This window comes from Corynebacterium sp. MSK006, assembly GCF_030232385.1.
Taxonomy (GTDB): domain Bacteria; phylum Actinomycetota; class Actinomycetes; order Mycobacteriales; family Mycobacteriaceae; genus Corynebacterium; species Corynebacterium frankenforstense_A.
In genome coordinates this window covers 194,522-219,703 of sequence record NZ_JASPJZ010000003.1, presented here as the reverse complement: position 1 = coordinate 219,703, position 25,182 = coordinate 194,522, and the positions used below count along the sequence as shown (strand labels likewise).

General features: G+C 72.0%; 21 protein-coding genes. 5 read left to right on the top strand and 16 right to left on the bottom strand.

The features are described from left to right. Positions 1–88: 88 nt before the first annotated feature. From QQA02_RS03520 to aspS, 12 genes are all read right to left on the bottom strand, one after another. Positions 89–1,183, bottom strand: a complete 1,095-nt coding sequence (locus QQA02_RS03520; RefSeq protein ID WP_284775403.1) for a M24 family metallopeptidase — start codon at positions 1,181–1,183, stop codon at positions 89–91. A 78-nt stretch (positions 1,184–1,261) separates the two neighbouring features. Beyond that, positions 1,262–1,732: a type II 3-dehydroquinate dehydratase gene (aroQ, locus tag QQA02_RS03515; RefSeq protein ID WP_284775401.1), complete on the bottom strand. Its 471-nt coding sequence runs from the start codon at positions 1,730–1,732 to the stop codon at positions 1,262–1,264. 48 nt (positions 1,733–1,780) lie between these two features. Then, entirely contained in the window at positions 1,781–3,397 is a 1,617-nt protein-coding gene (gene aroB, locus QQA02_RS03510) for a 3-dehydroquinate synthase (protein ID WP_284775399.1), read from the bottom strand. Continuing rightward, positions 3,394–4,659, bottom strand: a complete 1,266-nt coding sequence (aroC, locus tag QQA02_RS03505; RefSeq protein WP_284775396.1) for a chorismate synthase — start codon at positions 4,657–4,659, stop codon at positions 3,394–3,396. The genes aroB and aroC overlap by 4 nt, the downstream gene beginning before the upstream one ends. A 12-nt stretch (positions 4,660–4,671) precedes the next feature. Next, positions 4,672–5,130, bottom strand: coding sequence for a prepilin peptidase (locus tag QQA02_RS03500; protein WP_284775394.1), 459 nt, complete (start codon positions 5,128–5,130; stop codon positions 4,672–4,674). A gap of 42 nt (positions 5,131–5,172) precedes the next feature. After that, the gene (locus QQA02_RS03495) at positions 5,173–6,018 is read right to left on the bottom strand and encodes a shikimate dehydrogenase (protein ID WP_284775392.1); all 846 of its coding nucleotides are present in this window, start codon (positions 6,016–6,018) and stop codon (positions 5,173–5,175) included. Next, positions 6,015–7,304, bottom strand: a complete 1,290-nt coding sequence (mltG, locus tag QQA02_RS03490) for an endolytic transglycosylase MltG (RefSeq protein ID WP_284775430.1) — start codon at positions 7,302–7,304, stop codon at positions 6,015–6,017. Before mltG ends, QQA02_RS03495 begins: the two co-directional genes overlap by 4 nt. Before the next feature lie 67 nt (positions 7,305–7,371). Beyond that, positions 7,372–7,989, bottom strand: coding sequence for a Holliday junction resolvase RuvX (ruvX, locus tag QQA02_RS03485; RefSeq protein WP_284775391.1), 618 nt, complete (start codon positions 7,987–7,989; stop codon positions 7,372–7,374). A gap of 213 nt (positions 7,990–8,202) precedes the next feature. Next, positions 8,203–10,884, bottom strand: a complete 2,682-nt coding sequence (alaS, locus tag QQA02_RS03480) for an alanine--tRNA ligase (RefSeq protein ID WP_284775388.1) — start codon at positions 10,882–10,884, stop codon at positions 8,203–8,205. Positions 10,885–11,087: 203 nt separating this feature from the next. Continuing rightward, a complete protein-coding gene (locus QQA02_RS03475; RefSeq protein ID WP_284775387.1) occupies positions 11,088–12,470 on the bottom strand; it encodes a replication-associated recombination protein A in 1,383 nt (460 codons plus the stop codon). 8 nt (positions 12,471–12,478) lie between these two features. Beyond that, positions 12,479–13,768: a phosphotransferase family protein gene (locus QQA02_RS03470; protein ID WP_284775385.1), complete on the bottom strand. Its 1,290-nt coding sequence runs from the start codon at positions 13,766–13,768 to the stop codon at positions 12,479–12,481. 175 nt (positions 13,769–13,943) lie between these two features. Beyond that, entirely contained in the window at positions 13,944–15,779 is a 1,836-nt protein-coding gene (aspS, locus tag QQA02_RS03465) for an aspartate--tRNA ligase (protein WP_284863314.1), read from the bottom strand. Positions 15,780–15,880: 101 nt separating this feature from the next. On the opposite strand from aspS, the gene ypfJ reads away from it, so the two are divergent. Further along, a complete protein-coding gene (gene ypfJ / locus QQA02_RS03460; protein WP_284863313.1) occupies positions 15,881–16,771 on the top strand; it encodes a KPN_02809 family neutral zinc metallopeptidase in 891 nt (296 codons plus the stop codon). A gap of 12 nt (positions 16,772–16,783) precedes the next feature. Here ypfJ and QQA02_RS03455 read toward each other — a convergent pair whose 3' ends face one another. Beyond that, a complete protein-coding gene (locus tag QQA02_RS03455) occupies positions 16,784–17,263 on the bottom strand; it encodes an NAD(P)-dependent oxidoreductase (RefSeq protein WP_284863311.1) in 480 nt (159 codons plus the stop codon). 146 nt (positions 17,264–17,409) lie between these two features. Here QQA02_RS03455 and QQA02_RS03450 point away from each other — a divergent pair, with 146 nt between their 5' ends. Continuing rightward, positions 17,410–17,772: a winged helix-turn-helix transcriptional regulator gene (locus tag QQA02_RS03450; RefSeq protein ID WP_284863309.1), complete on the top strand. Its 363-nt coding sequence runs from the start codon at positions 17,410–17,412 to the stop codon at positions 17,770–17,772. A 33-nt stretch (positions 17,773–17,805) separates the two neighbouring features. Here QQA02_RS03450 and QQA02_RS03445 read toward each other — a convergent pair whose 3' ends face one another. Beyond that, positions 17,806–18,675: a TetR/AcrR family transcriptional regulator gene (locus tag QQA02_RS03445; protein ID WP_284863308.1), complete on the bottom strand. Its 870-nt coding sequence runs from the start codon at positions 18,673–18,675 to the stop codon at positions 17,806–17,808. A gap of 249 nt (positions 18,676–18,924) precedes the next feature. Between QQA02_RS03445 and QQA02_RS03440 the strand changes: the two genes are divergently transcribed. Continuing rightward, positions 18,925–20,322, top strand: a complete 1,398-nt coding sequence (locus tag QQA02_RS03440) for an aldehyde dehydrogenase family protein (RefSeq protein ID WP_284863306.1) — start codon at positions 18,925–18,927, stop codon at positions 20,320–20,322. 90 nt (positions 20,323–20,412) lie between these two features. Here the strand turns inward: QQA02_RS03440 and QQA02_RS03435 are convergent, their stop codons facing one another. Continuing rightward, entirely contained in the window at positions 20,413–22,449 is a 2,037-nt protein-coding gene (locus QQA02_RS03435; RefSeq protein WP_284863305.1) for a YhgE/Pip family protein, read from the bottom strand. Beyond that, the gene (locus QQA02_RS03430) at positions 22,446–23,504 is read right to left on the bottom strand and encodes a hypothetical protein (RefSeq protein WP_284775372.1); all 1,059 of its coding nucleotides are present in this window, start codon (positions 23,502–23,504) and stop codon (positions 22,446–22,448) included. The genes QQA02_RS03435 and QQA02_RS03430 overlap by 4 nt, the downstream gene beginning before the upstream one ends. Before the next feature lie 222 nt (positions 23,505–23,726). Here QQA02_RS03430 and QQA02_RS03425 point away from each other — a divergent pair, with 222 nt between their 5' ends. Both QQA02_RS03425 and QQA02_RS03420 read left to right on the top strand, forming a co-directional pair. Then, positions 23,727–24,305, top strand: a complete 579-nt coding sequence (locus QQA02_RS03425) for a TetR/AcrR family transcriptional regulator (RefSeq protein ID WP_284863304.1) — start codon at positions 23,727–23,729, stop codon at positions 24,303–24,305. A gap of 83 nt (positions 24,306–24,388) precedes the next feature. Next, on the top strand, positions 24,389–25,168 hold the full coding sequence (locus QQA02_RS03420; protein WP_284863303.1) for a CBS domain-containing protein: 780 nt from the start codon (positions 24,389–24,391) through the stop codon (positions 25,166–25,168). Positions 25,169–25,182 lie beyond the last annotated feature (14 nt).

The window sequence follows — 25,182 nt, the reverse complement described above, 5'->3', positions numbered from 1 at the left end:
CGTCTGCGGCGCGGGCGGTCCGGCTCGCCGTCGGGCGGTGGTGATGGCGTCCCATGGTCAGCCGATGGTAGCCGGGCCGCGGGCGGCGTCAGTCGATGACGGTGAGCTCGCGCGGGAACTCGGTGATGATCTCCGGGCGGCCCGGGGTGATGATCAGCGTGTCCTCGATGCGCACACCGCCGCGGCCCGGCACGTAGATGCCCGGCTCGATGGTCAGCGTCATGTTCTCGGCCAGGGTCTCCTGCCCGCGCTGGGAGGCGAAGGGTGCCTCGTGGACCTGCCGGCCGACCCCGTGGCCGGTGGAGTGCACGAAGTACTCGCCGTAGCCGGCCTCGGAGATCACGGCGCGCGCGGCGGCGTCGACCTCGGCGACGGGCCGGCCCACGGTGGCGGCCTCGATGCCAGCCTGCTGGGCCTTACGCACGACCTCGTAGATCTCGCGGGAGAACTCGTCGGGCTCGCCCATGACCAGGGTGCGGGTCATGTCGGAGTTGTAGCCGAGGCGCAGCGCGCCGAAGTCGATGGTGACCAGGTCGCCCTTCTCGATGATCCGCTCGCCGGCGCCGTGGTGCGGCTTGGCGGAGTTCGGGCCAGAGGCGACGATCGTGGGGAAGCTGGTGGACTCCCCGCCGTTGAGCCGCATGCGGTGCTCCAGGTCGGCGGCGACCTCGCGCTCGGCGCGGCCCACGGCCAGCTCACCGCTGTCGATGAGCCCCTTGAAGGCCTCGTTGGCCAGGGCGGCGACCTCACGCAGACGGGTCAGCTCGAGGCTGTCCTTGAGCAGGCGGATCTCCTCGATGACCCCGGAGACGGGCACCAGGGTGATGTCCTCGCCGGCGGACTCGCGCAGCTTCTCCAGCTCCGAGACGCTCAGGTAGTCGGCCTCGAAGCCGACGCGGCGCGGCCGGTCCAGCCCCTCGAGCAGGGTGGCCGCGTAGGCGCGGTCGATGACGGCCTCGATGTCCGGGACCTCCTCGGCGACCTGCGTGGCGTAGCGGCCGTCGGTGCAGATCGTCGCCGAGAGGTCCTTGGACAGCACCAGCGCGCCGTCGTCACCGGTGAACCCGGAGAGGTAACGCACGTGCAGCGGGCTGGTGACCAGCATCGAGTCGATGCGCTGGGCGGCCAGCCGCGCGGCGAGGGTGCGCCGCCGGGTGAGGAAGCGGGTGTCGGCGAGAGCCATGGGTTCAACCTCCGGGTTCGTTCTGTCGGACTGAACTCACTCTAGTTCCCCGCCCGGCCCCGGCGACAGACCCTTTATTCAGTTGCTTTCCGACGCCCGCGCCAGCGCACCCAGTGCGGCCAGGTAGCCATAGGTGCCCAGCCCGGCGACGACCCCGCGCGCGATCGGCGAGAGGTAGGAGTGGTGCCGGAACGGCTCGCGGGCGTGCACGTTGGAGATGTGCACCTCGTAGAAGCCCGCGCCGTCGGCGATCTCGGCCAGGGCGTCGCGCAGCGCCACCGAGGTGTGGGTGAAGCCGCCGGGGTTGATGATCACCGGCAGGCCGCGCTCGGCGGCGTCGTGGACGCGGTCGATCAGCTCGCCCTCGTGGTTGGACTGCGCGAACTCGGCGCGCCAGCCCAGCCGCTCGGCCTCGGCGGCGATCTGCGCCTCGACGTCGGCCAGGGTGGTCGTGCCGTAGATCTCCGGCTGGCGCTTGCCCAGGCGGTCCAGGTTGGGCCCGTTGAGGACGAGCACCACGGGGGTCTCGGTGCCGGGGGTCTCGCTCATCTGGTGTTCCTCTCTCTGCGTTGGTGCCTGGTCGGTGCCTGGCCGGACCTAGTCCGTGCCGCCGACCGCGGCGTAGGCCGCGCGCAGCTCCTCCTCGGAGGGGCCCTCGATGCGCGTGGTGCGGCCGACCTTGCCGTCCAGGGCGACGAAGCGCAGGCGGCCGTCGCGGTTCTTCTTGTCGTGGCTCATCGCCTCGCGCAGCTCCTCCCAGCGGCCGTCCCGGTAGACGGTGGGCAGTCCCACGGACTCGAGGATGTCACGGTGGCGCTGGACCAGGGCGGCGTCGATGAGGTCGCGGGCGTGGGCCAGCTCGGCGACGAAGACCATGCCCACGGCGACCGCGTCGCCGTGGCGCCAGCGGTAGTTCTCGCGGCGCTCCACGGCGTGGCCGAAGGTGTGGCCGTAGTTGAGGATCTCGCGCAGGCCGACCTCCTTGAGGTCCTTGCCCACCACGCCGGCCTTGACCGTGACGGAGCGGCGCACCAGCTCCGGCAGGAAGCCGTCGGCGCGCAGGGCGGCGGCGGGGTCCTCCTCGTAGCGGCGCAGGATCACCGGGTCGGCGATGAAGCCGGTCTTGACGATCTCGGCCGAGCCCGCGACGAGCTCGCGCTTCGGCAGGTCGACCAGGTGGTCGAGGTCGCAGAAGACGGCCGAGGGCTCGTGGAAAGCGCCCACGAGGTTCTTGCCGGCCTCGGTGTTGATGCCGGTCTTGCCGCCGACGGCCGCGTCGACCATCGCCAGCACCGTGGTGGGCACCTGGACGACGCGGATGCCGCGCATCCAGCAGGCGGCGGCGAAGCCGGCCAGGTCGGTGGCCGCTCCCCCTCCGAGGCCCACCAGGGCGTCGGTGCGGGTGAAGCCGAGCCGACCCAGCTCGGCCCACAGCCGTCCGATGCTCTCGAGGGTCTTGCCGTCCTCGGCGTCGGCGACGGGCAGGGCGTGGGCGTCGAGGCCGGCGGCGCGCAGGGACTCGACGAGCTTGTTGGCGCGGGCGGCCAGCGGCGGCTGGTGGACCACGCCGACGTGGTGCACGCCGGTGTCGACCAGGTGGGCGGCCACGGCGTCGGTCAGCCCGTGGCCGATGGTCACGGTGTAGGGCGACGGCCCGCGCACGGCGACGCGCTCGAGGTCGCAGTCCGGCGTGGTGCGCGGGGCGAGGTTCTCCAGGCCGGCGAGCACCTCGGTGACCACCTGGGCCGGGGTGCGCCCGTCGGTGCGCACGTGCAGGTCGGAGACCTCGCGGTAGAACTCCTCGCGGGAGTCCAGCAGGTCGTGGTAGTGCGCCAGGGGGTCCGCGGCGGCGAGGATCGGGCGGGTGGCCTCGTCGGCGGTGCGGCGCACGCCCTCCTCGGCGGAGACGTCGATCCAGACGACGTCGTGGTTGGCCAGCATCTCGCGGACCTTCGGGGTGGTCACCGCACCGCCACCGAGGCTGACCACGCCCTCGCGGGTCAGGGTCTCGGCGACCACACGGGCCTCGAGCTCGCGGAAGGCGGGCTCACCGACCTCGGAGAAGACGTCGCCGCAGCTGCGGCCGCGAGCCTGCTCGATCATGGTGTCGGTGTCCGTGTGCACGGTGCCCAGGGCGCGCGCCAGGCGGCGGGCGACGGTGGACTTCCCGGCGCCGGGCGGGCCGACCAGGATGACGGTGTTCGGGGCGCTCATCGGACGGCCTCCTCGTCCGTGTCGGCGGCGTCGGCGTCGGCCGCGGCGTCCGCGCCGAAGGCGAGGCGCTCGTCGACGGCCGCGAGGTAGGCGGCGACGTTGCGGCGGGTCTCGTTGAGCGAGTCGCCGCCGAACTTCTCGGTGACGGCCGTGGCCAGGGTCAGGGCCACCATGGCCTCGGCGACCACGCCGCCGGCGGGCACGGCGCAGACGTCGGAGCGCTGGTGGATGGCCTTGGCCGGCGAGCCGTCGGCCATGTCGATGGTGCGCAGGGCGCGCGGGACCGTCGAGATCGGCTTGAACGCCAGGCGGGTGATCAGCGGCTGGCCGTTGGTCATGCCGCCCTCCAGGCCGCCGGCGCGGTTGCTCAGGCGGTGGACCTCGTGGTCGCCGTCCTCACGGACCATCTCGTCGTGGGCCTCGGAGCCGCGGCGGCGCGCCTCGGCGAACCCGTCGCCGATCTCGACGCCTTTGACGGACTGGATCGACATCAGCGCCTGTGCGAGCCGGCCGTCGAGGCGGTCGCGCCAGGTGGTGTGGGTGCCCAGGCCGACGGGCAGGCCGGTGACGGCGACCTCGACGACACCGCCGAGGGTGTCGCCGGACTTCTTGGCGGAGTCGATCTCGGCGACCATGGACTCCTCGGCGGCCGTGTCGGCGGCGCGCACCGGCGAGGCGTCGATGCGCTCGAGGTCGCCGGCGCCCGGGGTGGGCCCGGCGTAGGGCTCGGAGGCGCCGATGGAGACGACGTGGGAGACGACCTCGACGCCGAGGGTCTCGCGCAGGAAGGCCTTGGCCACGGCGCCGGCGGCCACGCGCGCGGCGGTCTCGCGCGCCGAGGAGCGCTCGAGGACCGGGCGGGCCTCGTCGAAGCCGTACTTGACCATGCCGGCGAAGTCGGCGTGGCCGGGGCGCGGGCGGGTCAGCTTCGCCCCGCGGCCGGACTCCATGGCCTTGGCGGTCTCCGGGTCCTCCATGTCGAGGGCGTCCGGGGACATCACGGTGGTCCACTTCGGCCACTCGGAGTTGCCGATCATGATCGCCAGCGGGCCGCCGATGGTCTTGCCGTGCCGGGCGCCGCCGAGGACGGTCAGCTCGTCGGCCTCGAACTTCATCCGCGCCCCGCGCCCGTAGCCGAGGCGGCGGCGGGCCAGTTCACGGCCGATCTCGGCGCGGTCCACGGGCGTGCCCGCGGGCAGGCCCGCGAGCAGCGCGATGAGCGCCTGCCCGTGGGATTCTCCAGCTGTGGTCCATCGAAGCATGGGCATATTGTGTCACAACACCTGTGCGACCAAACACACCAGGACTGTGGCCGAGACCATGCCCGGCCCGTGCGGCAGCGCACGACGGCGGGTCAGCGCCATCACCGTGATCGTCAGCGCGCTCGAGCCGATGACGGCGGCGGCCAGACCGGCCGCGCCCGCGGCGATCGCGGCCGCCGTGCCCAGCGCCAGGGCGAGCTTGACGTCTCCCCCGCCGACCCCGCCGATCAGCAGCCCGACACCCAGGTAGAGCAGCGCCCAGGCCACTCCCCCGGCCATCGCCCAGGGTTCTCCGGCCGCCACGGCGACGAGCGCCACGACGGCCGCGCCGGGCAGGGTCAGCGCGTCCGGGAGCAGACACCGGCGCAGGTCGATGACGACGAGCGCGAGCGCCCACGCGCTACCGCAGGCCAGTGCGAGCACGCACGCGACGCCGGAGGCGGCGCCGCTGAACAGTACGATCTTTCCCACGACATCCCCCCGATGTCTCCCCTTGAATCCCCCTCCTGGATATCAGACCGCGGCGTCGATCGCCGCGCGCATCTCCTTACGCGGGGCGTCCATCCCGGTGAACTGCTCGAACTGGCCGAAGGCCTGGTGGGCCAGCATGACGTGGCCGGCGGCGGTGAGGAAGCCGTTGGCGGAGGCGGCCACGCACAGCTTCGTCGGGCGCGGGTCGTAGACGACGTCGAGCACCGGGGCGTGGCCCAGGTCCTCGGCGTAGGGGTCGGCGATGCTGGCCGGCACGGTGGAGACTACCGCGTCGGCGGCCACCGACAGCGCGCGCAGGTCCTCGTCCCAGCGGCGGAAGACCATCTCGGTGCCGGAGCCCTCGACCAGGCCCGCCAGCTCGTCGTACCGGTCGGAGCGGTTGACCACGTCGACGCGCTCCACCCCGCGCTCGACGAGCGCAAAAAGCACCGCGTGGGCGGTGCCGCCGGCGCCGAGCAGCACGGCGCGGCGAATCCGCGCGGCCGGGCCCTCGGGGTTGCGCCCGGTCAGCTCGTCGAGCGCGCCGTGCACGCCGTCGACGTCGGTGTTGTCGGCGCGCCAGCCGCCTTCCGGCCGGCGCACCAGCGTGTTGGCGGAGCCCACGGCGCTTGCCCGGTCGGTGACCTCGTCGGCGAACTCGAGCGCCTCGAACTTGCCCGGCATGGTCACCGAGAACCCGGCGTACTCAGGCCCCGACCCGCCGACGATGCCGGCGAGCTGGCCGCGCGGGCAGCGCCGGCGCGTGTACTCCCAGTCGTCCAGGCCGGCGGCGCGGTAGCCGGCGTTGTGCAGCAGCGGCGAGAGCGAGTGCTCGACCGGGTCGCCGAGCACCGCCGCGCGGTGGCGGATCTCGCGCTCCTCGGTCACGGCTGGATCACCTCGCCGCCGCGCTCGGCGGCACCCTGGCCCTCGGCCGGAGCGTCGGACGGACCCTCGGCCGGGGCATCCCCGCCCTCAGCGCGCTCGACGTCCTCAGCGCCGCCGGGGCCGGTGTGGGCCTCGCCGCGGTTGGAGTCCAGCACGCCGGACTCGATGGCGCGGTTGACGTCGGCCAGGTGCGAGTCGTAGTCGTCGTTGAAGACCGTGGTGCCGTCGGAGTCGACGGTGACGAAGAACTTCCAGTTGCCCTCCGCCGGGTGCTCCATGGCCTCGACCGCCTCGGCCGAGGGGCTGGCGATCGGGGTGTCGGGCAGGCCGTCCTTGGCGTAGGTGTTCCACGGCGTCTCGCGGGCGCGGTCCTCGTCGGTGGTGGCGACCTCCTGCTCGGCGACGTCGTAGTTGACGGTGGAGTCGAACTCGAGGCGCATCGGCTCGGCCAGGCGGTTGAGGATCACGCGGGCGACCTTGTCGAACTCCCCGGCCGGCGACTCGCGCTCAACCAGGGAGGCGGCCGTCAGCAGCTCGTAGGGGCTCAGGCCCACGGCCTGGGCGCGCTCGACGATGCCGGTCTCGTTGTACTGGTCGGCCGAGCGCTTGATCAGGTCGGCGAGGATCTCCTCGGCGCTCATGGTCGGGTTGAGCACGTACTGGCCCGGCATGATCAGGCCCTCGAGGCGGCGCGGGTCGTCTCCGCGCGCCTCGATCGGCTCGCGCGCCCAGTCCGGGACGTTGAGCGCGGCCAGGTCGGCGGTCGCGCCGGCGTGGGCGATCTCCTCCGGGCTCAGGCAGCCCTCGGCGTCATCGTGCGCACCGCACAGCGACTGGGAGATCAGGGAGTAGATGCCGTAGCGGGTGTCCCCGCCGAGAACGGTGACGTCCATCAGCGTCGCCCCGCCCTGCACGTCAAGCAGCTCGACGCGGTTGTCCGGGTCCAGCAGCGCGTCGACGGCGGCCTGCGCGCTCATCTCGCCCTGCATCCGGTAGAAGCCGGGCTCGATGGCGCTGGCGCCCTGGGTGGACATGGCGGCGGACTGGAAGGCGGCGTCGGTCTTGACGATGCCGCGCTCCTCCAGTTCGGGGCCGAGCTCGGAGAGCGAGGAGCCCTCGGCGACCTCGACGAGCTCGATCTGGCCGTTGCCGTCTCCCTGGTAGTCTGTGCCGGAGCTCGAGGAGACGCGCACGCCGATGTAGACCACGGCGCCGATCATCAGCACGATCGCGGCGATGAGCACGGCGAGACCGCGCTGCCGCCGCTTGACGTAGCGCGGCTCCATGCGCCGGCCGACGCGACGCCCCGTCCGGGTCCGGCGGGTGGTGCGGGAGGTTCGGGACATGCTGGTCTTACTCCTCTGTCGTCTTTCGGTTGCGCCGCGCGAGGTCGGCGGGGCTCGGCGCGGGACGCGCCGGACGTTCTGCGTCGCTTTCCGACGCCGCGGTGGTCGCCCGTGCCAGGTACGCGCGGCGTCCGTCGAGCCAGGTCTGCAGGATCTCGACGGCCGCCGCCTGGTCGATCACGCCGCGCGAGCGGCGTGCGCTCACGCCGGAGGAACGCAGGGCGGTGGTCGCCGCGACCGTCGTCAATCTCTCGTCGGCGAGCCGCACGGGGACACCGGGCAGCAGGGCGGCGAGGACGGCCGCGAAGGCGCGGGCGTGGTGCACGCTGGTCGAGCCGTGGCCGGAGAGGTTGCGCGGCAGGCCGACGATGATCTCGACGGCGCGGTACTCGCGCGCGATATCGGCGACGCGGGCCGCGTCCGGGAAGTCGGCGGCCGCAGGAGCCTGGCCGGACGCGCGCAGGTCCGCCAGCTCGCTGACGCGGGCGACGGTCTCCACGGGAGTGGCCAGGCTGCCGTCGGAGTCGCTGGCGGCGACGCCGATGCGCACGGTGCCGACGTCGACGCCGATGCGGCGACCCCTACCGGGGTCGTCCACCCCGGGGGTGTCGACACTCTCCTTCATCAGCGGGGGCCTTCCTAGGGCGCGGACTCGTGCCCGCGCCCGTTCCTCGACTCGGCGGTACGCCCCGGAAGGCGGGAGGCACGCGGAAGGCGCACCCGGCCGCACGCAGACGGGGCTCACCGATGAATGTACTTGATGGCTCCCCTAATACGCCGGTGGCCGCCCCGGGCGTGGCGGGGACGGCCGGCGGAGGGGTGCGCGTGCCCACCGGGCCTAGCGGCCGGCGAGCTCCTCGCGGGCGGCCTTGAGACCGGCGGCGAAGCCCTCGGGCTTGGCGCCGGAGCCCTGGGCCATGTCGGCCTTGCCGCCGCCGCGGCCATCGACGTACCCGCCGATCAGCTTGACCAGGTCGCCGGCCTTCGCGCCCGCTTCGACGGCGGCCGGGTTGGCGGCGACGATGAAGGGCATCGAGCCCTTCTCCGGGTCCGTGGAGGCGAAGACCACGACGCCGGGCTCGGAGCCGAGGCGGTCGCGGGCGGCGCCGGCGACGGTGCGCAGCTCCTTGCCGGTCACGCCGTCGTCGAGCCGGGCGCCGACGACGCGGAACTTCCCGGCCTGCTCGGCGCCGGCGACGAGGTCGGCGGTCTGGGCGGTCAGCTGACGGGCCTTGAGCTCGGCGACGCGCTTCTCGGCGGCCTTGAGGCGCTCGGCCAGGGCGCGCACGCGGTCCGGCACGTCGGCGCTCTGCGCCTTGAGCTCGGCGGCCACGCCGGAGACCAGCGCGGTCTCCTTGGACATGAAGCGGAAGGCGTCCAGGCCCGAGTAGGCCTCGATGCGGCGCGCACCGGAGCCGACCGACGACTCGCCGAGCACGGAGACCGGGCCGATCTGCGAGGAGTGCGAGACGTGGGTGCCGCCGCACAGCTCGCGGGAGAACGGCCCGCCGATCTCGACCATGCGCACGTTGTCGCCGTAGGCCTCGCCGAAGAGCGCCATCGCGCCCATGTCCAGGGCGTTGTCCAAGGTGGTCTCGATGGTGTTGACCTCGTAGTCGGCGTCGACGGCGCGGTTGGTCACCAGCTCGATCTGCCGGAGCTGATCCGGGGTGAGCTGGTGGGTGTAGGCGAAGTCGAAGCGCAGGTAGCCGGGGCGGTTGAGCGAGCCGGCCTGGACGGCGTCGGGCCCGAGGATCTCGCGCAGCGCGGCGTGGATGAGGTGGGTCGCCGAGTGCGCCTGGCGGGCGCCGTGGCGCCACGCGGCGTCGACCTCGGCGGTGACCTCGTCGCCGACGGCCAGACCGCCGGCGGCCACGGTGGACTTGTGCAGCCAGACCTTCTTGCCCACCTTCTGCACGTCGTTGACGTCGAGGGTGGTCGCGCCGACGGAGATGGTGCCGCGGTCGGCCATCTGGCCGCCGGACTCGGCGTACATCGGGGTCGCGTCGAGGATGACCTCGACCTCGTCGCCCTCGTGGGCCTCGTTGACCAGTTTGCCGCCGGCGACCAGGCCGAGGACCCTGGCGGAGCCGGTGAGGTCCTCGTAGCCGTGGAAGACGGTCGGGTGCTCGTCGACGAACTCGCGGTAGACGGAGAGGTCGGTGTGGCCGTGCTTCTTGGCGCGGTTGTCGGCCTTGGCGCGGGCCTTCTGCTCGGCCATGGCGGACTCGAAGCCGTCCATGTCGACCTCGAGGCCGGCCTCGTGGGCCATCTCGAGGGTCAGGTCGATCGGGAAGCCGTAGGTGTCGTGCAGCTCGAAGGCGCGCGCACCGGGCACGGTGGCCGCGCCCTTGCCCTTGAGGCTCTCGGCGGTCTGCTCGAACAGACGCGTGCCGGAGGCCAGGGTGCGCAGGAAGGTGTCCTCCTCGCCGACGGCGACGTGCAGGATGCGCTCGCGGTTGCGGGCGATCTCCGGGAAGGACGGCTCCATGGTGTCCATGATCGTGGTCATGAACTTCTCCATGGTCGCGCCCGTCGCGCCCAGCAGGCGGGCGGAGCGGATGATGCGGCGCAGCAGGCGGCGCAGGATGTAGCCGCGACCCTCGTTGGAGGGGCTGACCCCATCGAGGATCAGCATCATGGCCGTACGCGAGTGGTCGGCGATGACGCGGAAGCGGATGTCGTCGGCGCGGTCCGCGGCCGGGTCCTCGTAGGTGGAGCCGGTGACGGTCTCGGCGACGTCGATGACCGGGCGCAGCAGGTCGGTCTCGTAGACGTTGTCCACGCCCTGCAGGATGCAGGCGACACGCTCGACGCCGAGGCCGGTGTCGATGTTCTTCTTGGGCAGGTCGCCGAGGATCTCGAAGTCGTCCTTGCCGATGCCCTCGCCGCGCTCCTTCTCCATGAAGACCAGGTTCCAGATCTCCATGTAGCGGTTGTCGTCGGCGATGGGGCCGCCCTCACTGCCGTACTCGGGGCCGCGGTCGTAGTAGATCTCGGAGCACGGACCGCAGGGGCCGGGCACGCCCATGGACCAGTAGTTGTCCGCCATGCCGAGGCGCTGGATGCGCTCGTGGGGCACGCCCATCTTCTCGTGCCAGATGTCGGCGGCCTCGTCGTCGTTCTCGTAGACGGTCACCCACAGCCGCTCGGGGTCCAGGCCGAAGCCGCCCTCCTCCAGGGAGTCGGTCAGCAGGGTCCAGGCGTGGGTGATGGCACCCTCCTTGAAGTACTGGCCGAAGGAGAAGTTGCCCGCCATCTGGAAGAAGGTGTTGTGACGGGTGGTGATGCCGACCTCGTCGATGTCGAGGGTGCGCACGCACTTCTGGATCGAGGTCGCGGTCCCGCTCGGGAAGGGCGGGGTCTGCTGGCCGAGGAAGAAGGGCTTGAACGGCACCATGCCGGCGTTGACGAACAGCAGATTCGGGTCGTCGAGGATCAGTGAGGCGCTGGGCACGGGCGTGTGGCCGGCCTTCACGAAGTGGTTGGTGAACCGCTCCCGGATCTCATGTGTCTGCACGACGGGGTCTTCCTTGCATCTGTCGGGTGTGCGGGGCGCCCGAGTTGCCTCGGCGCCGCCCGCGGGTCGGATGCACACTTTACCCCGTCGACCGCGCGCGTCAGTTCCCCACCCGGGCAAGGCTTCCGCGGCGGGCCCCGCCCGCCGCTGCGCCGCCTGGCGGTGCGGGTGGCGCGCCCGGGCGTGCGGCGGGGCGTCGGAAATTAACGACGCCCGCGCACGATGCGGCGCAGCGAGGCGACGAGCGCGCTGACCCGCTTCTCCGCGCCGTGGTCGGTGGGCGCGTAGTAGACGGCCTCGTCGAGCTCCTCCGGGATGTAGCGCTGCTTGACGACGCCGCGCGCGTCGTCGTGCGGGTAGACGTAGCCCACGGCATTGCCCAGGTTCTTCGCACCCGAGTAGTGGCCGTCACGCAGGTGCGGCGGCACGGGGCCGACCTTGCCGGCGCGCACGTCCGCCAGGGCGGCGTCGATCGCGCGGATCACCCCGTTGGACTTCGGCGCGGTGGCCAGGTGGATGGTGGCCTGGGCCAGGGCGAGGCGGCCCTCGGGCATGCCGATGAACTGCACGGCGTCGGCGGCGGCGACGGCCGTCTGCAGGGCCGTCGGGTCCGCCATGCCGATGTCCTCGCTGGCGTGGACCACCAGGCGGCGGGCGATGAAGCGGGGGTCCTCGCCGCCCTCGATCATGCGGGCCAGGTAGTGCAGGGCGGCGTCGACGTCGGAGCCGCGGATGGACTTGATGAAGGCGCTGGTGATGTCGTAGTGCTGGTCGCCGTCGCGGTCGTAGCGCACCACGGCGCGGTTGACGTTCTCGCGGATGGTCTCCACGTCGAGCTCGCCGCCGTCGGCGACGGCCTCGGCGGAGGCCTCGAGGTAGGTCAGCACGCGGCGCGCGTCGCCGGCGGCCAGGCGCACCAGCTGGGCGACGGCGTCGTCGGAGAGCGTGATGCGGCCCGCCAGGCCGCGCTCGTCGGCGGCGGCGCGGCGGACCAGCTCGGCGAGGTCGTCGTCGCCCAAGGGTTTCAGCTGCAGCAGCAGCGAGCGCGAGAGCAGCGGGGAGACGACGGAGAAGGACGGGTTCTCGGTGGTGGCGGCCACGAGCAGCACGGTGCGGTTCTCCACGGCGGCGAGCAGGGCGTCCTGCTGGGTGCGGGAGAAGCGGTGGACCTCGTCGATGAACAGCACGGTGCGCCGGCCGGCGATCAGCTCGCGGCGGGCCCGGTCGATGACCTCGCGGATCTGCTTGACCCCGGAGTTCAGGGCCGACAGGGCGATGAAGTCGCGGCCGGTGGAGGTGCTGATCAGCGAGGCGATCGTGGTCTTGCCGGTACCGGGCGGGCCGTAGAGGATCACCGAGGAATCGCCCTGGCCCTCGATCAGGCGGCGCAGCGGGGTGCCCTCGCCGAGCAGGTGGCGCTGGCCGAGGACCTCGTCGAGGGTGCGCGGGCGCATCCGGGCGGCCAGCGGGGCGTTCGAGTCGACGGCGAAGTACTCCGCGCCGCTGCGCCCGGGGCCGCCGGCGCCCGGGCCGCCGGGGCCGTCGGCCCCCGGGTCCGCGGAGCCGAAGAGTGCGTCCTGTGCCAAGGAGCCGGTCACCTGGCCTCGGGTTCGGATTCGTCGGCGCCCGAGTCGTCGAGCAGTTCGGCCAGCGCCTCGGCGAAGCCGGTGACCACGCGGGTGCGCGGGTCGGCCTGGCGGCAAGTCGCCTCGCGACCGGCGAAGCGGGCCAGGGCCTCGAACGTCTCGAAGAGGTCGCGGCGCAGCATCAGCTCGCCGTCGGTGAAGTCGAGGCTGCCCGGGGCGGCCAGCAGGCGCTCGGCCGGGGTGACGTCCTCGGGGTAGCGCCCGATGGAGGGGTCGCCGGCGGCCGCGGCGACGGCGTCGACGACGTTGTGGGAGGATCCGTAGTGCAGATTGGCCACCTCGGCCAGGGCCACACCCAGCAGCGCGGTGACGAGTCGGCCGTGCAGGGCGTGGTCGTCGCGCACCGTCGGCCAGATCTGGTCGACCTCGTGGGTCCAGGCGTCGACGAAGACGTCGGCCTCGTCGTCGTTGATGGGGCGCGTGGTCAGGAACCCCGGGAAGCCGGAGATGACCGAGGCCAGGTCGAAGCCGACGTCGCGGAAGGCGGCCCACTCGTAGTCGAGGAACTGGGTGCGCCCGGCGACGATGATGTTGTCGGGCGACAGGTCGATCGGGGTGAAGGCGCGGCGCCCGCCCTGCAGGCGCTTGGCGGCCTCGCGGCCGAGTTCTTCGACGGGGGCCGGCACAGTCACGCCGACGGAGCGGATGAGCTCCATGCCGCGGTCGATGACGAACCGGTGGGCCGTGGAGCGGTAGCGGTTGACGGAGGCGGCGTCCGGATAGGTGCGCGCCAGCCGGGTACGCAGGGTCTCGAAGTCCTGCTCGCGCTCGGCGGTGGCCGCGTGCATGCGGCCGAGGGCCTGGCCGAGGTTGCGCAGGATCTGGAGGCGCTCCTCGGCGTCGCCGGTGTCCAGCAGGTCGGCGAAGGTGTCGCCGTCGCCGGAGTCGGAGATGACGATGGTGCGCTCGTCGATGTCGTAGGCCAGCAGCACCGGGCCGGGGCGGGCCTCCTCGGGCAGCGAGGTGGTGAACTGGTAGGCCACGATCTCGCGCACGAGCGCCGCGTCGTCCAGCTCGTCGTCGGTGCCCGGGATGTACTTGACCACCAGGCTGCGTTCCTGGAGGAAGGGGTTGGCCGCCAGCCGCACGCGCAGCACGACCGAGTTGCCCGTGCCGTGCAGCTCCTCGGCGCCGGTGATCCTCTGGGTGCCGCCGAAGCGCCGCGCGAGCTGGTGCTCCGCGGATCTGCAGATCTCCTCGTTGTCCGGGACTGCGGGGGTTCTCGGTTCGGTGGGCACGGGCGGACTTCTCCTTGTGTTGCACACGTCCCGCGCGCGAGAACGCGGCGGGGGGACTCCATTGTCCTCCCGCCGCGCGCTGCGGGCAACGGTTCGCCGGCTGCCCTGGGGCGGCCGGCGGCGCGTCGATGTGGGGACCGGCTCCGCTGTCAGCGGGCCGGCCCGCGGTGTACTGCTACTTCTCGGGCTGGGCCTTCTTCTCGGCCGCGGCGGCCTTGTCGTCCTGGCCGCCCTTCTTCTTCGGCTTGGCGTCGATGCCGGACTCGCGGCGCTGTTCCGCGGTGATCGGCGCCGGGGCGTCGGTCAGCGGGTCCACGCCGCCGCCGGACTTCGGGAAGGCGATGACGTCGCGGATGGAGTCGAAGCCGCCGAGCAGACTGACGATGCGGTCCCAGCCGAAGGCGATGCCGCCGTGCGGCGGGGCGCCGAAGGCGAAGGCGTCGAGCAGGAAGCCGAACTTCGCGCGGGCCTCCTCCTCGGTGATGCCCATGACCTGGAAGGCGCGCTCCTGGACGTCACGCTGGTGGATACGGATGGAGCCGCCGCCGATCTCGTTGCCGTTGCAGACGATGTCGTAGGCGTAGGCCAGCGCGCTGCCCGGGTCCTTGTCGAAGGTGTCCAGGTACTCCGGCTTCGGCGAGGTGAAGGCGTGGTGCACGGCGGTCCAGGCGGAGTGGCCCAGGGCGACGTCGCCGGAGGCGGTCGCTTCGGCCGAGGGCTCGAACATCGGGGCGTCGACGACCCAGGTGAAGGCCCAGTCGCCCTCCTTGATCAGGCCGAGCTTCTCTGCGATCGCGCCGCGGGCGGCACCCAGCAGGGCGCGCGAGGACTTGGTCTCGCCGGCGGCGAAGAAGATACAGTCGCCCGGCTTGGCGCCGACGTGCTCGGCGATGCCGGCGCGCTCGGCGTCGGTGATGTTCTTGGCCACCGGGCCGGAGAGCTCGCCGTCCTCGCCGACGAGGATGTACGCCAGGCCCTTGGCGCCGCGCTGGCGGGCCCAGTCCTGCCAGGCGTCGAGCTGACGGCGCGGCTGCGAGGCGCCGCCGTCCATGACCACGGCACCGACGTACTCGTTCTGGAACACGCGGAAGGTGGTGTCCTTGAAGAAGTCGGTGCACTCGGTGATCTCGATGTCGAAGCGCAGGTCCGGCTTGTCGGAGCCGTAGCGGCGCATGGCCTCCTCGTAGGTCATGCGCGGGATCGGGGTCTTGACCTCGTAGCCGATGAGCTTCCACAGCGCCGTGACGATCTCCTCGGCCAGGGCGATGATGTCCTCCTGGTCGACGAAGCTCATCTCGATGTCGAGCTGGGTGAACTCGGGCTGGCGGTCGGCGCGGAAGTCCTCGTCGCGGTAGCAGCGGGCGATCTGGTAGTAGCGCTCCATGCCGGCGACCATCAGCAGCTGCTTGAACAGCTGCGGGGACTGCGGCAGGGCGTACCAGCTGCCCGGCTTCAGGCGGGCGGGCACGAGGAAGTCGCGGGCTCCCTCCGGGGTGGAGCGCGTCAGCGTCGGGGTCTCGACCTCGGTGAAGTCGTGGGCGTCGAGGACGGCGCGGGCGGCGTGGTTGGCCTTGGAGCGCAGGCGCAGCGCCTCGTGCTGGTCGTGGCGGCGCAGGTCGAGGTAGCGGTACTTCAGGCGCGTCTCCTCACCGACCTCGCCGGAGGCCGACGGGTCGTCGATCTGGAACGGCAGGGCCGCCGACGGATTGAGGATCTCCAGCTCGGAGACGTTGACCTCGATCGCGCCGGAGGGCAGGTTCGGGTTCTCCGAGCCCTCGGGGCGGGCCTCGACCACACCGGTGACCTTGATGCAGTACTCACTGCGCAGGTCGTGGGCGCGCTCGGCGACCTCCGACTCACGGAAGACGACCTGGGCGACACCGGAGCGGTCGCGCAGGTCGATGAAGATGACGCCGCCGTGGTCACGACGACGGGCCACCCAACCGGTCAGGGTGACCGTCTCACCGGCGTGGTCTTTGCGGAGTTCCCCCGCGAGATGAGTGCGCAGCACGAGGCCACACGTCCTTTCCTCGTAAGATGCCAGAATACGTCCGCACACTTTACTCTCCCGCCGGCTGCGCCCGCGCAGCGGGCGTGTGGCATGATCGGGCCATGACTTTCCGTGGTGACCTCCAGCGCAGCACCGACCGAGTGAGCACCTCCTCCGGGGGTCGCCGCGGCGGCATCGCCGTGGGCGGCGGGCTCGGCGGCCTGGTGCTCGTCGGCCTCTTCCTCCTCCTCGGCGGCAACCCCGCCGACATCGGCCTCGGCGGCGGGGGCGCCGACCAGGGCCAGGCGGAGCAGGGCGCGCAGGCCTACAACCTCGACCACTGCGAGACGGGCGCGGACGCCAACGAGCACGACGACTGCCGCGTGCTCTACACCGCCTACTCCGTCGACGAGGTCTGGGACAAGGTGCTGCCCGAGCAGGCCGGCATCACCTACGAGAAGCCGGGCGTGGAGATCTTCCGCGACTCGGTGCAGACCGGCTGCGGCTTCGCCTCGGCGCAGACCGGCCCCTTCTACTGCCCGGCCGACCAGACGCTGTACCTGGACGTCTCCTTCTTCGAGCAGCTCGGCCAGCTCGGCGGCGAAGACGCCCCGCTGGCGCAGGAGTACATCGTCGCCCACGAGTTCGGCCACCACATCCAGAACCTCGAGGGCACCCTGGGGCTGTCGGACTACCAGAACCCCGGCGAGGACTCGAACGCGGTGAAGATCGAACTGCAGGCCGACTGCTACGGCGGCATCTGGGCCCACTACGCGGACTCCGAGAACGGCGGCGACCTCGAGCCGATCTCGAAGGAGCAGCTCGCCTCCGCCGTCGAGACGGCAGGCGCCGTAGGCGACGACAACATACAGCGCCGCAGCGGCGGCGAGGTCAACCCCGAGGCCTTCACCCACGGTTCCTCGCAGCAGCGCCAGGAGGCCTTCCTCGCCGGCTACAACTCCGGCGAGATGGCCCAGTGCGACACGCTGGACCGCGGCGCGTACAAGAGCTAGGCGCGCACTGAACTACCAGCGCAGGGTGATGCGCTCATTGACGTGGGCGGCGTCGCCCTCGGCCTCGTCGACGAGGCCGACTGCGTAGTCGGCGTACGAGATCGCCGAGACGCCCTCGGCGTCGGTGGTGAACTCCTCGCCCGCCTGGAGATACGATCCGGTGCGCTCACCGTCGGCGCGGAAGTCCGCGGCCGGGCTGATGAAGGTCCAGCGCACGTCCTCGCGCCCGCGCAGCGTCTCGAGCTGGCGGATCTGGCCGCGGGCGACCGGGAGGAAGGCCTCGGGAAAGTCCGGGGTCTCGGCGAGCATCGTCGAGTGGGCCTCGTCGATGAAGAGGCTGCCGGCGCCGCCGACGACGATGAGCCGGGCGTCGGTGCCGGCCAGGGCGTCGGCGATGGTGGTCACGGCGGTCACGTCGTGCCCGCGGGAGGTCGCCTCGGCGGCGATACGGCTACCGGCCTTGCCGTTGGCTCCGATGACTGCGAACTTCATGGGTTGACTCCTTTTCTCTCGCGCGGCTCGCTGCGCACGTCGTCTGTGTACCGGCGGAGGTGGGGCACCCGGGCCGTCGTCAAGCGACTGTCGTAACTTCTAGTAACTAGGCAGCAAATGGAAACCGAGGCACCCGGAGGTAACTCATGGCTTCAACGGGCACGAAGACGACGCGCATCGCCGCCGCGGAACTGCCGGCGTGCCCGGTCGAGACGTCGCTGGCGGTCATCGGCAAGAAGTGGAAGGTGCTCATCCTGCGCGAGCTGCGGCGCGGGCCGCTGCGCTTCGGTGAACTCAAGGCGAACATCGACGGGGTGAGCCAGAAGATGCTCACCGCTAACCTGCGGGAGATGGCCGACGACGGCCTTGTGACCCGCACCGCCTACCCCGAGGTGCCGCCGCGCGTGGTCTATGAGCTGACCGGGCTGGGCGAGAGCCTCTCCCCCGTCCTCGACGCGCTCGCGGAGTGGGGCGAGGGCTATCAGGCGCTGCGCGCGGGGCGGGGCTAACGCTCGGCGCGGGGCTCAACGCTCGGCGCCTGGTCAGCTCTCCGCATCCTCGACGACCTGCTCGACGCCGTTGAGCAGGCGCTCCAGACCCCACTCGAAGGGCACCGCGGCGTACGGGTTGCGCACGCCCTCGATGGCCTCGTCGAGGCCCTCGACCCGGCCGGCCAGACTGGCGGCGGCCTCGGAGCTGTCGTCGATGAGCGCCGCGGGGTCCGCCGGGGGCTCGTCGCGACCCGAGGCCGCCGCTCCCCCGTCGATGACGCCGGTGTAGGCGTCGAGCACGCGCGCGAAGGCCGGGGTGACCACGTCGCCCGGGCCGGGGTTGAAGATCGTCGGCGGGGCGTTGTAGTCCATCGCGGCGCCGAAGAGGAAGTTCTCGAAGGCCACGATCACCGGCACCACGTCGCGCTCCGGGATACCGCCGGCGAGCATGGCGCGGGCGACGACCTCGTACATGTTACGGATGTTCGGCGAGCCGGCCACCGGCCGCGTCGCGATCAGCGGGATCAGCTCGTACTGCCGGGAGAGCACCGCGCGGTAGGAGCGCGCCCACTGCTCGAGCGCGTCGCGCAGCCGCTTCGCACGGGAACCGCCGTGGATTTTCGTACCCTCGCCGTCCACCTCGGCCATCCGCACGACGTCAGCACGCACCTCACGTGCCAGCTCCGCCAGGGCCGAGGTGTCGACCTGCGAGAGGACCTCGTCCTGGACGAAGACGAGCAGCTGATCCTTGCCCGAGATGTGGTTGTAGAGGGCGGACGGGGCCACCCCCAGCCTCTCGGCGAGCCGGACCATGGTCAGCGCGGAAGCGCCGTCTGCCTCGACGATCTCCATCGCCGCCGCGCCGATCACCTTCCGGGTCAGGCCCGGGGGCCGTCCGCGCCGTCCTTTACGCGCGTTCATCACCCCTCCTTACCCGTCGGTGAAAACCGACTGTCTCGTCGCACTTCAGGGCGTTGCCACCGAAAAATTATCCAGGCCACCACGCTACATAGCCCGACCGGTATTTGGCACCCGTCGCCACTTATGTCCCCGAATTCCGGGACCAATTTTCGGCCACATGTCTATCGTGGTTGTGAACCCGGTCACCGAATGCCGGGCCCCCCTTGCGGCCGCGACCGTACCCCGACCTCGGCAGAAAGGAAAGCGCACGTGAACGCACTCGCCTACCGCTCCGTCAACCCGACCACCGGTGAGCTCCTCGACGAGTACCCCTTCATCACCGTCGAGGACCTCGCCGACGCCCTCGGCGCCGCTGACGAGGCCTTCGTCTCCTGGTCCGCCCGCCCGATCGAGGAGCGCGCGCACGTCGCTCGCCGCATCTCCGAGGTGCTGCGCGAGCGCGGCGGGGAGCTCGCCGCCACCGTGACCCGCGAGATGGGCAAGCTCGCCCCCGAGGCCGCCGACGAGGCCGAGCTAGCCGCCGACATCTTCGCCTACTACGCCGAGCACGGCCCCGAGTTCGCCGCCGAGCAGGTGCTCTCCGACACCGAGCGGGAACGCACCGTGCTCCAGCACCTGCCCGTCGGCCCGCTGCTGGGCATCATGCCGTGGAACTACCCGCTCTACCAGGTCGCCCGCTTCGTCGCGCCCAACCTGGTGCTGGGCAACACCATCCTGCTCAAGCACGCCGAGTCGACGCCCGGCTGCGCGCTGGCCATCGAGGCCGCCCTCCACGATGCCGGGGTGCCCGAGGGCGTCTACCGCAACGTCTTTGCCTGCCACGAGCAGGTCAGCGAGATCATCGCCGACCCCCGCATCCAGGGGGTCTCACTGACCGGCTCCGAGCGCGCCGGCGCCGCCGTCGCCGAGCAGGCCGGCCGCCACCTCAAGAAGGCCGTCCTCGAGCTCGGCGGCTCGGACCCCTGGATCCTGCTGTCCAGCGACGATATCGAGGCCGACGCCGCCAAGGCGGTGGGCACCCGCCTCGAGAACACCGGCCAGGCCTGCAACTCCAACAAGCGCATCATCGTCTCGGCCGACATCTACGACCGCTTCCTCGACGCCGTCATCGCGCGCGTCGCCGCGCTCAGCCCGGGCGACCCGGCCGACGGCGAGGAGGACACCTACGGCCCGCTGTCCTCGAAGAAGGCCGCCGACACCGGCGAGGAGCAGCTCCACCGGGCCATCGAGGCGGGCGCGCAGCTGCGCATCGGCGGCGAGCGCCTGGTCGAGGGCGCCTTCGGCGACGGCTTCTACATCTCCCCCGCCGTACTCACCGACGTCCCGCGCGGCAGCGACATCTACTACGAGGAGTTCTTCGGCCCGGTCATCACGATCTTCCGCGTCGAGAGCGACGAGGAGGCCCTCGAGCTGGCCAACGACACCCAGTACGGGCTCGGCTCGACGGTCTACGCCACCGAGCCCGGCCGCGCCGAGGCCGTCGGCGAGAAGCTGCGCGCCGGCATGACCGGCGTCAACGGGGCGGCCCCGGAGTCCGAGGACATGCCCTTCGGCGGGGTCAAGCGCTCCGGCTACGGCCGCGAGCTGGGGCCGGTGGGCATGGACGAGTTCGTCAACAAGCGCCTGTACTCGGTGCGCAAGAAGTAGGCGGCCGCGCCAAGCGCGGGCGCCCCGCCCACGGGTGGTCGACGCCCGCGGCGACCGGCGGGGCGTCGTCAATCCCCCCCCGCCCCGGGCTCACACGGTGAGCTCGGGGTGCAGGTCCTTGTGCATGATGATGCGCCCGCGCCACGCCGAGATCGAGGAGAGCGTCCACGCGATCGCCAGCACCAGCAGCAGGGCGAAGACGGCCTGCACCGGACGCGGGTTCGTCGCGGTGGAGCCGGGCACGTCGGTGCCGATGATGACCTCGCGGAAGATGTCGACGGTGAAGCGCATCGGGTCCCAGGAGTGGACGTGCTGGATGAACTTCGGCTGCGTCTCCGGCGGGTAGAGCCCGCCCGAGGAGACCAGCTGCAGGGCCATGAACATCAGGCAGATCACGCGGCCGGCCGTGGCCCCGACCACCGCGTTGATGGCCTGGGTGACCGCCACGAAGACCGCTGAGACACAGCACATGGACACCCACAGGCCCAGCGGGTGGGCGGCGTCCATCCCGATGAGCCCCTCGAGCACGATCCAGATCAGCGTCGCCTGGCCCACTCCGACGGTCAACGCCGGCAGGTAGCTGGCCAGCACCGCGCGGATGGGCGCCACCCCGGAGTCGAGCACGCGCTGCTGGACCGGGCGCAGCACCATGAACATGATGGTCGCGCCGACGAAGAGCGCCAGCGAGATGAAGAACGGCGCCAGCCCCACGCCGAAGGGGGTCAGGTCCTGGGCGGTCAGCAGGCGGCGCACGGGGTTGCCGCCGGCCTCGGCGGCCTTCTCGCGGTTCTCGCCCTCCTGGCGCGGGACCTTGCCGGCGCCGTCGGTGATCTTCAGCGCCAGCTCGCCGGAGCCGTCGTCGAGCTCGACCAGGCCGTCGCGCAGCGAGCCCGCGCCGACGGTCAGCTGGCGCGAACCGGCGGCCAGCTTGCTGGTGCCGTCGGCGAGCTGGTCGGCACCGACGGTCAGCCGCGAGGAGCCGTCCTTGAGGCGCTCGAGCCCGCCGGCCAGCTGCTGCGAGCCGGAGACGGCCTGCGACATGCCGGAGCGGTACTCGCTGGCCGGGTCGCCCAGCTGCCCGGCGAGCTGGGCGGCACCGTCGCGCAGGCGGTGGATCTGCCCGGTCAGCTCGGGGTTGAGCCCCTTGGCGTAGAGGTCGGCGACGGCGGCGTCGAGCTGGTCGGCCAGCTGCGCCGCGCCCGGCACCCCGGAGGCGCGCAGCTGGGTGGCGGCGTTGACCAGCGGGGCGGCCAGGTTGTCCTGGGCGCCGGCGAGCTGGTCGGCGACCCCGGAGATCTGGTTGACGCCGCCGGAGATCTGCCCGGCGCCGTCGCCGAGCATCGCGGTGGCCGCGTCCAGGCGGGTCAACCCGTCGGCGAGCTTGGTCGCGCCGTCGTGGGCGGTGCCGATGCCCTCATCGAGGGTGTGCGCGCCGTCGGCGAGCTTGGTGGCGCCGTCGTTGGCCTTGTCCAGGTTCTGCTGCAGCGTGCCGGAGCCGTCGGCGAGCTTTCCGGCGCCCTCCTCGGCCTTGCCGGCGCCCTCGTGCAGGCGCCCGGCGCCGTCGGCGGCGGCGTCCATGCCCTCGCCGATGGTGGAGAAGCCGACGAGCATCTGGTCGGTGATCTGGGTGCCCACCACCCCGGAGATGGTGTTGACCATCACCTGCGTGGCGGCGTTGCCCAGCATCGTGGGGATGAAGCCGTTGGCGTTGTTGAAGGCGACGTTCAGCGTGGTGGAGCGCGGGTTGTCGCTGGTCACGCTGGTCGCGGCGGCGGAGAAGTCGGTGGGGATCTCCACGGCGAAGTAGTAGTCGCCCTCGACCACTCCATCGAGGGCCTCCTGGGCGGGGACCTCCTTGAAGTCGAGCGGCTTCTGCTTCAGCAGCTCGTCGACGACCTGGTCGCCGGCGTTGAGTTCCTTGCCGTCGGGGCCTTTGGCGCCCTCGTCGGAGTTGACGAGTGCCACGGGCAGCTGGTCCATCTTGCCGATCGGGTCGTAGTAGGACCACACGAACAGCCCGCCGAAGATCAGCGGCAGGCACATGATGGTCACCAGCGCGATCGGCGGCAGCACGCCGCGCCCGAAGCGCCGCATCTCGGTGCCGGTGTGCAGCAGTGCGGGGATCATCGGCGCTCCTCTCCTTCGTCGCGGGTGTCCGCGTGGTGCTTGCCGACGTCGCGCCGGTCGGCGTCGGGTGCGTCCGTCACGACGTGCGCGTCGTGCTTGGCGACGTCGCGTCGGTCGCCCGTGCGCGCGTCCGTCGCCGCCCGGCGGTTGGCGGCAGCGTGGTACTCGCCGACGTCGTGGCGCACGTCGAGGAAGCGCGCGCCCTCGGGCGCTCCGTCGTTGACGGTGTGCGCGATGACGGGCAGCTCCTCGGCGAGGCGGACGAGGCGCTCGAGCATCGCGGCGCGCAGGTCCATGTCGCGCAGCTGGTCGATGTCGTCGACGATGAGCAGGTCGGCGTCGGGGCGTGCGATCAGCGCGAGCATCACGCGCACGGTCAGCCGGGTCTCCACGTCGATCTCGCCGGCGGGCGTGGCGGCGTCGAGGTCCTCGATGCCGAGCACGCCGGACCACCGGGTGACGTAGGGGTGGGACATGATGTCCCGCGGGGCGTGCCGGTAGAACGGCAGCGCCCAGGCGACCTGCTCGCGGATGGACTCGCGCACCGGCACCTGGCGCTCGAGCGAGTCGGTCTCGGGAATGCCGGCCAGGGCCACGCGCCGGAAGCGCTCGCGCGCCCCGGTGTGGCCGAAGGCGGCGGCGTCGCCCTCGCGTCCGTCGGCCTCGTGGCGGTCGCCCTCGCGGCCGTCGGCCTGGTCGCGGCCGCCGCGCCCGCCGCGCCCGTCGTCCCCGCTGCGGCGCATGAGCACCTCGCCGGAGACGGCGCGGCGCCGCCCGGCCAGGGTCAGCGAGAGGGCGGTCGTGTGGTGCTCGCGCAGGTTGCGCAGCACGGTCAGGCCCTCCCCTACGGTGAAGTTGACGGGTTCGGCGTCGCGGGCCACGCAGAGATCGTGGGCCTCGATGACGGGGTTCTCCACGGGCCCGAGGGCGTCGTCGGGCCGCGGGGCCAGATCGATCTCGACGGTCTCGTCGCCGGGGCCGGCCACGCGGGTGTGCCCCACGGCGCCGGTGGGAACTGCGGCGCCGGTGCGCCGCACGCTGTGTGCGTCTGCCACATTTCCCCCTGGTTCTGTACGCTTCCGGGGCCCAAACCCCGGAAGCGGAGGTTCTACTATCACTTGCTATCCTGATGATAGTGCTTCCGGTCGTGCCGCCCTGTCAACTCACGTGGCGGCCGGCTCACACGTCGGGTGACCGGTCGCGCGGCGCACCCTGGCCCGCGAGCCACACACGGCGGAGGTAACCGAACCGAGGTTTTCGTAGAGAGGACGGCAGGGATGCGTTCAGACGCCCGCGAGCGCCGGCGCCGCATCATCGACACCGCCTGCGAGCTGTGGCGCACCACCAACCCCGGCGATGTCACCCTCGAGCGGATCGCCAGGGAGGCCGGCGTCGGCATCGCCACCGTCTACCGCAACTTCACCGACCGCCAGGACCTGGCCTGGGCGGCCGCGCACACCCTGCTCGAGCGCGCCGCCGCCCACCAGGAGGAGACGATGGCGCGCTTCGCCGACAACCCGCGCGCGGTCTGGGACAACTACGTCCACCACCTGGTCGACATGGGCCTGGGCACGCTGGTACCGGCGCTGGCCCCGGAGCACCTGGCCGAGCTGCCCGAGGAGCTCCACGACGTCCGGGTGCGCACCCGCGAGAACATGGGCCGCATGCTGGAGCTGGCCCACGAGCACGGGCTAATGCCGGCCGCGCTGACGCCGGACCAGTTCATCACCCGGCTGACGGTCGTCTCCCGCCCGCCGGCGCCCGGCGTGCGCGAGCTGGACCCGGGCGTCACCGACGAGCTCGTCGAGGTGCTCCTCGAGAACGGGCGCCTGACCGCCGAGCGCGACGCATGTTAACAGCGACGCAGTCCGCGCCCCCGCAAGGGAAGCGCCCGCGTCGGGCCGCGCGGGCGTCGTCAAGCGCGCATACCATGGCCTGCATGGACAGCACAGACAGCCAGGGTGAGGGCCAGCGCGCCGCCGCGTTCCTCGCCGCCTTCAACGACATCGAGGACCACCTGCGCGAGGCGCTCGGTGCCAAGCGCAGCGACAGCTTCAAGTGGATGGTCGGTCTGGCCGAGAAGAAGCACCTCATCTCCGCGCCGCACGCCGAGCAGCTGCGCGACTACGCCGAGCTGCGCAACGCCATCAGCCACGGCGCCTACGAGGGCCTCACTCCCATCGCGGACCCGCTGAGCTCGACGGTCGAGTCGATCCGCGCCATCCGCGACCTGATCCTCGATCCGCCGCTCGCGCTGTCGGTGCTGGGCACGCACCAGGTGCAGAAACTTACGGGCGACGACGCCCTCAGCGACGTCCTCGAGTTCATCGACACCACGGGGATCTCGCAGTTCCCGGTCTATAACCAGGGCAAGTTCCAGGGCCTTCTGACCACGGACCAGATCGCGCGGTGGTTCGCCACGCACCACGGGGTGCTGGGCGGCGCGAAGGACTCAGACGCAGGCGGTGCGGCGGAGTTCGCCTCGGCGACGGTCGCCGACGTCATGGCGGGGCCGAAGGCCTCCGGCGAGCGGCGCGCCATCTTCCTGCCGCGCGACGTGGCCGCCCAGGAGACCGTCGACCGACTCATCGAGGTCGACGCCGACGGCCACGTCCCCCGCGCCGCCGTCATCACCGAGCACGGCCAGCCGCACCAGACGCCGCTGCGCATCGTGACCGCCTCTGACCTGGCGGAACTCATCCGCGTACTGGACGCCTAGGGCCTCAATTTCCG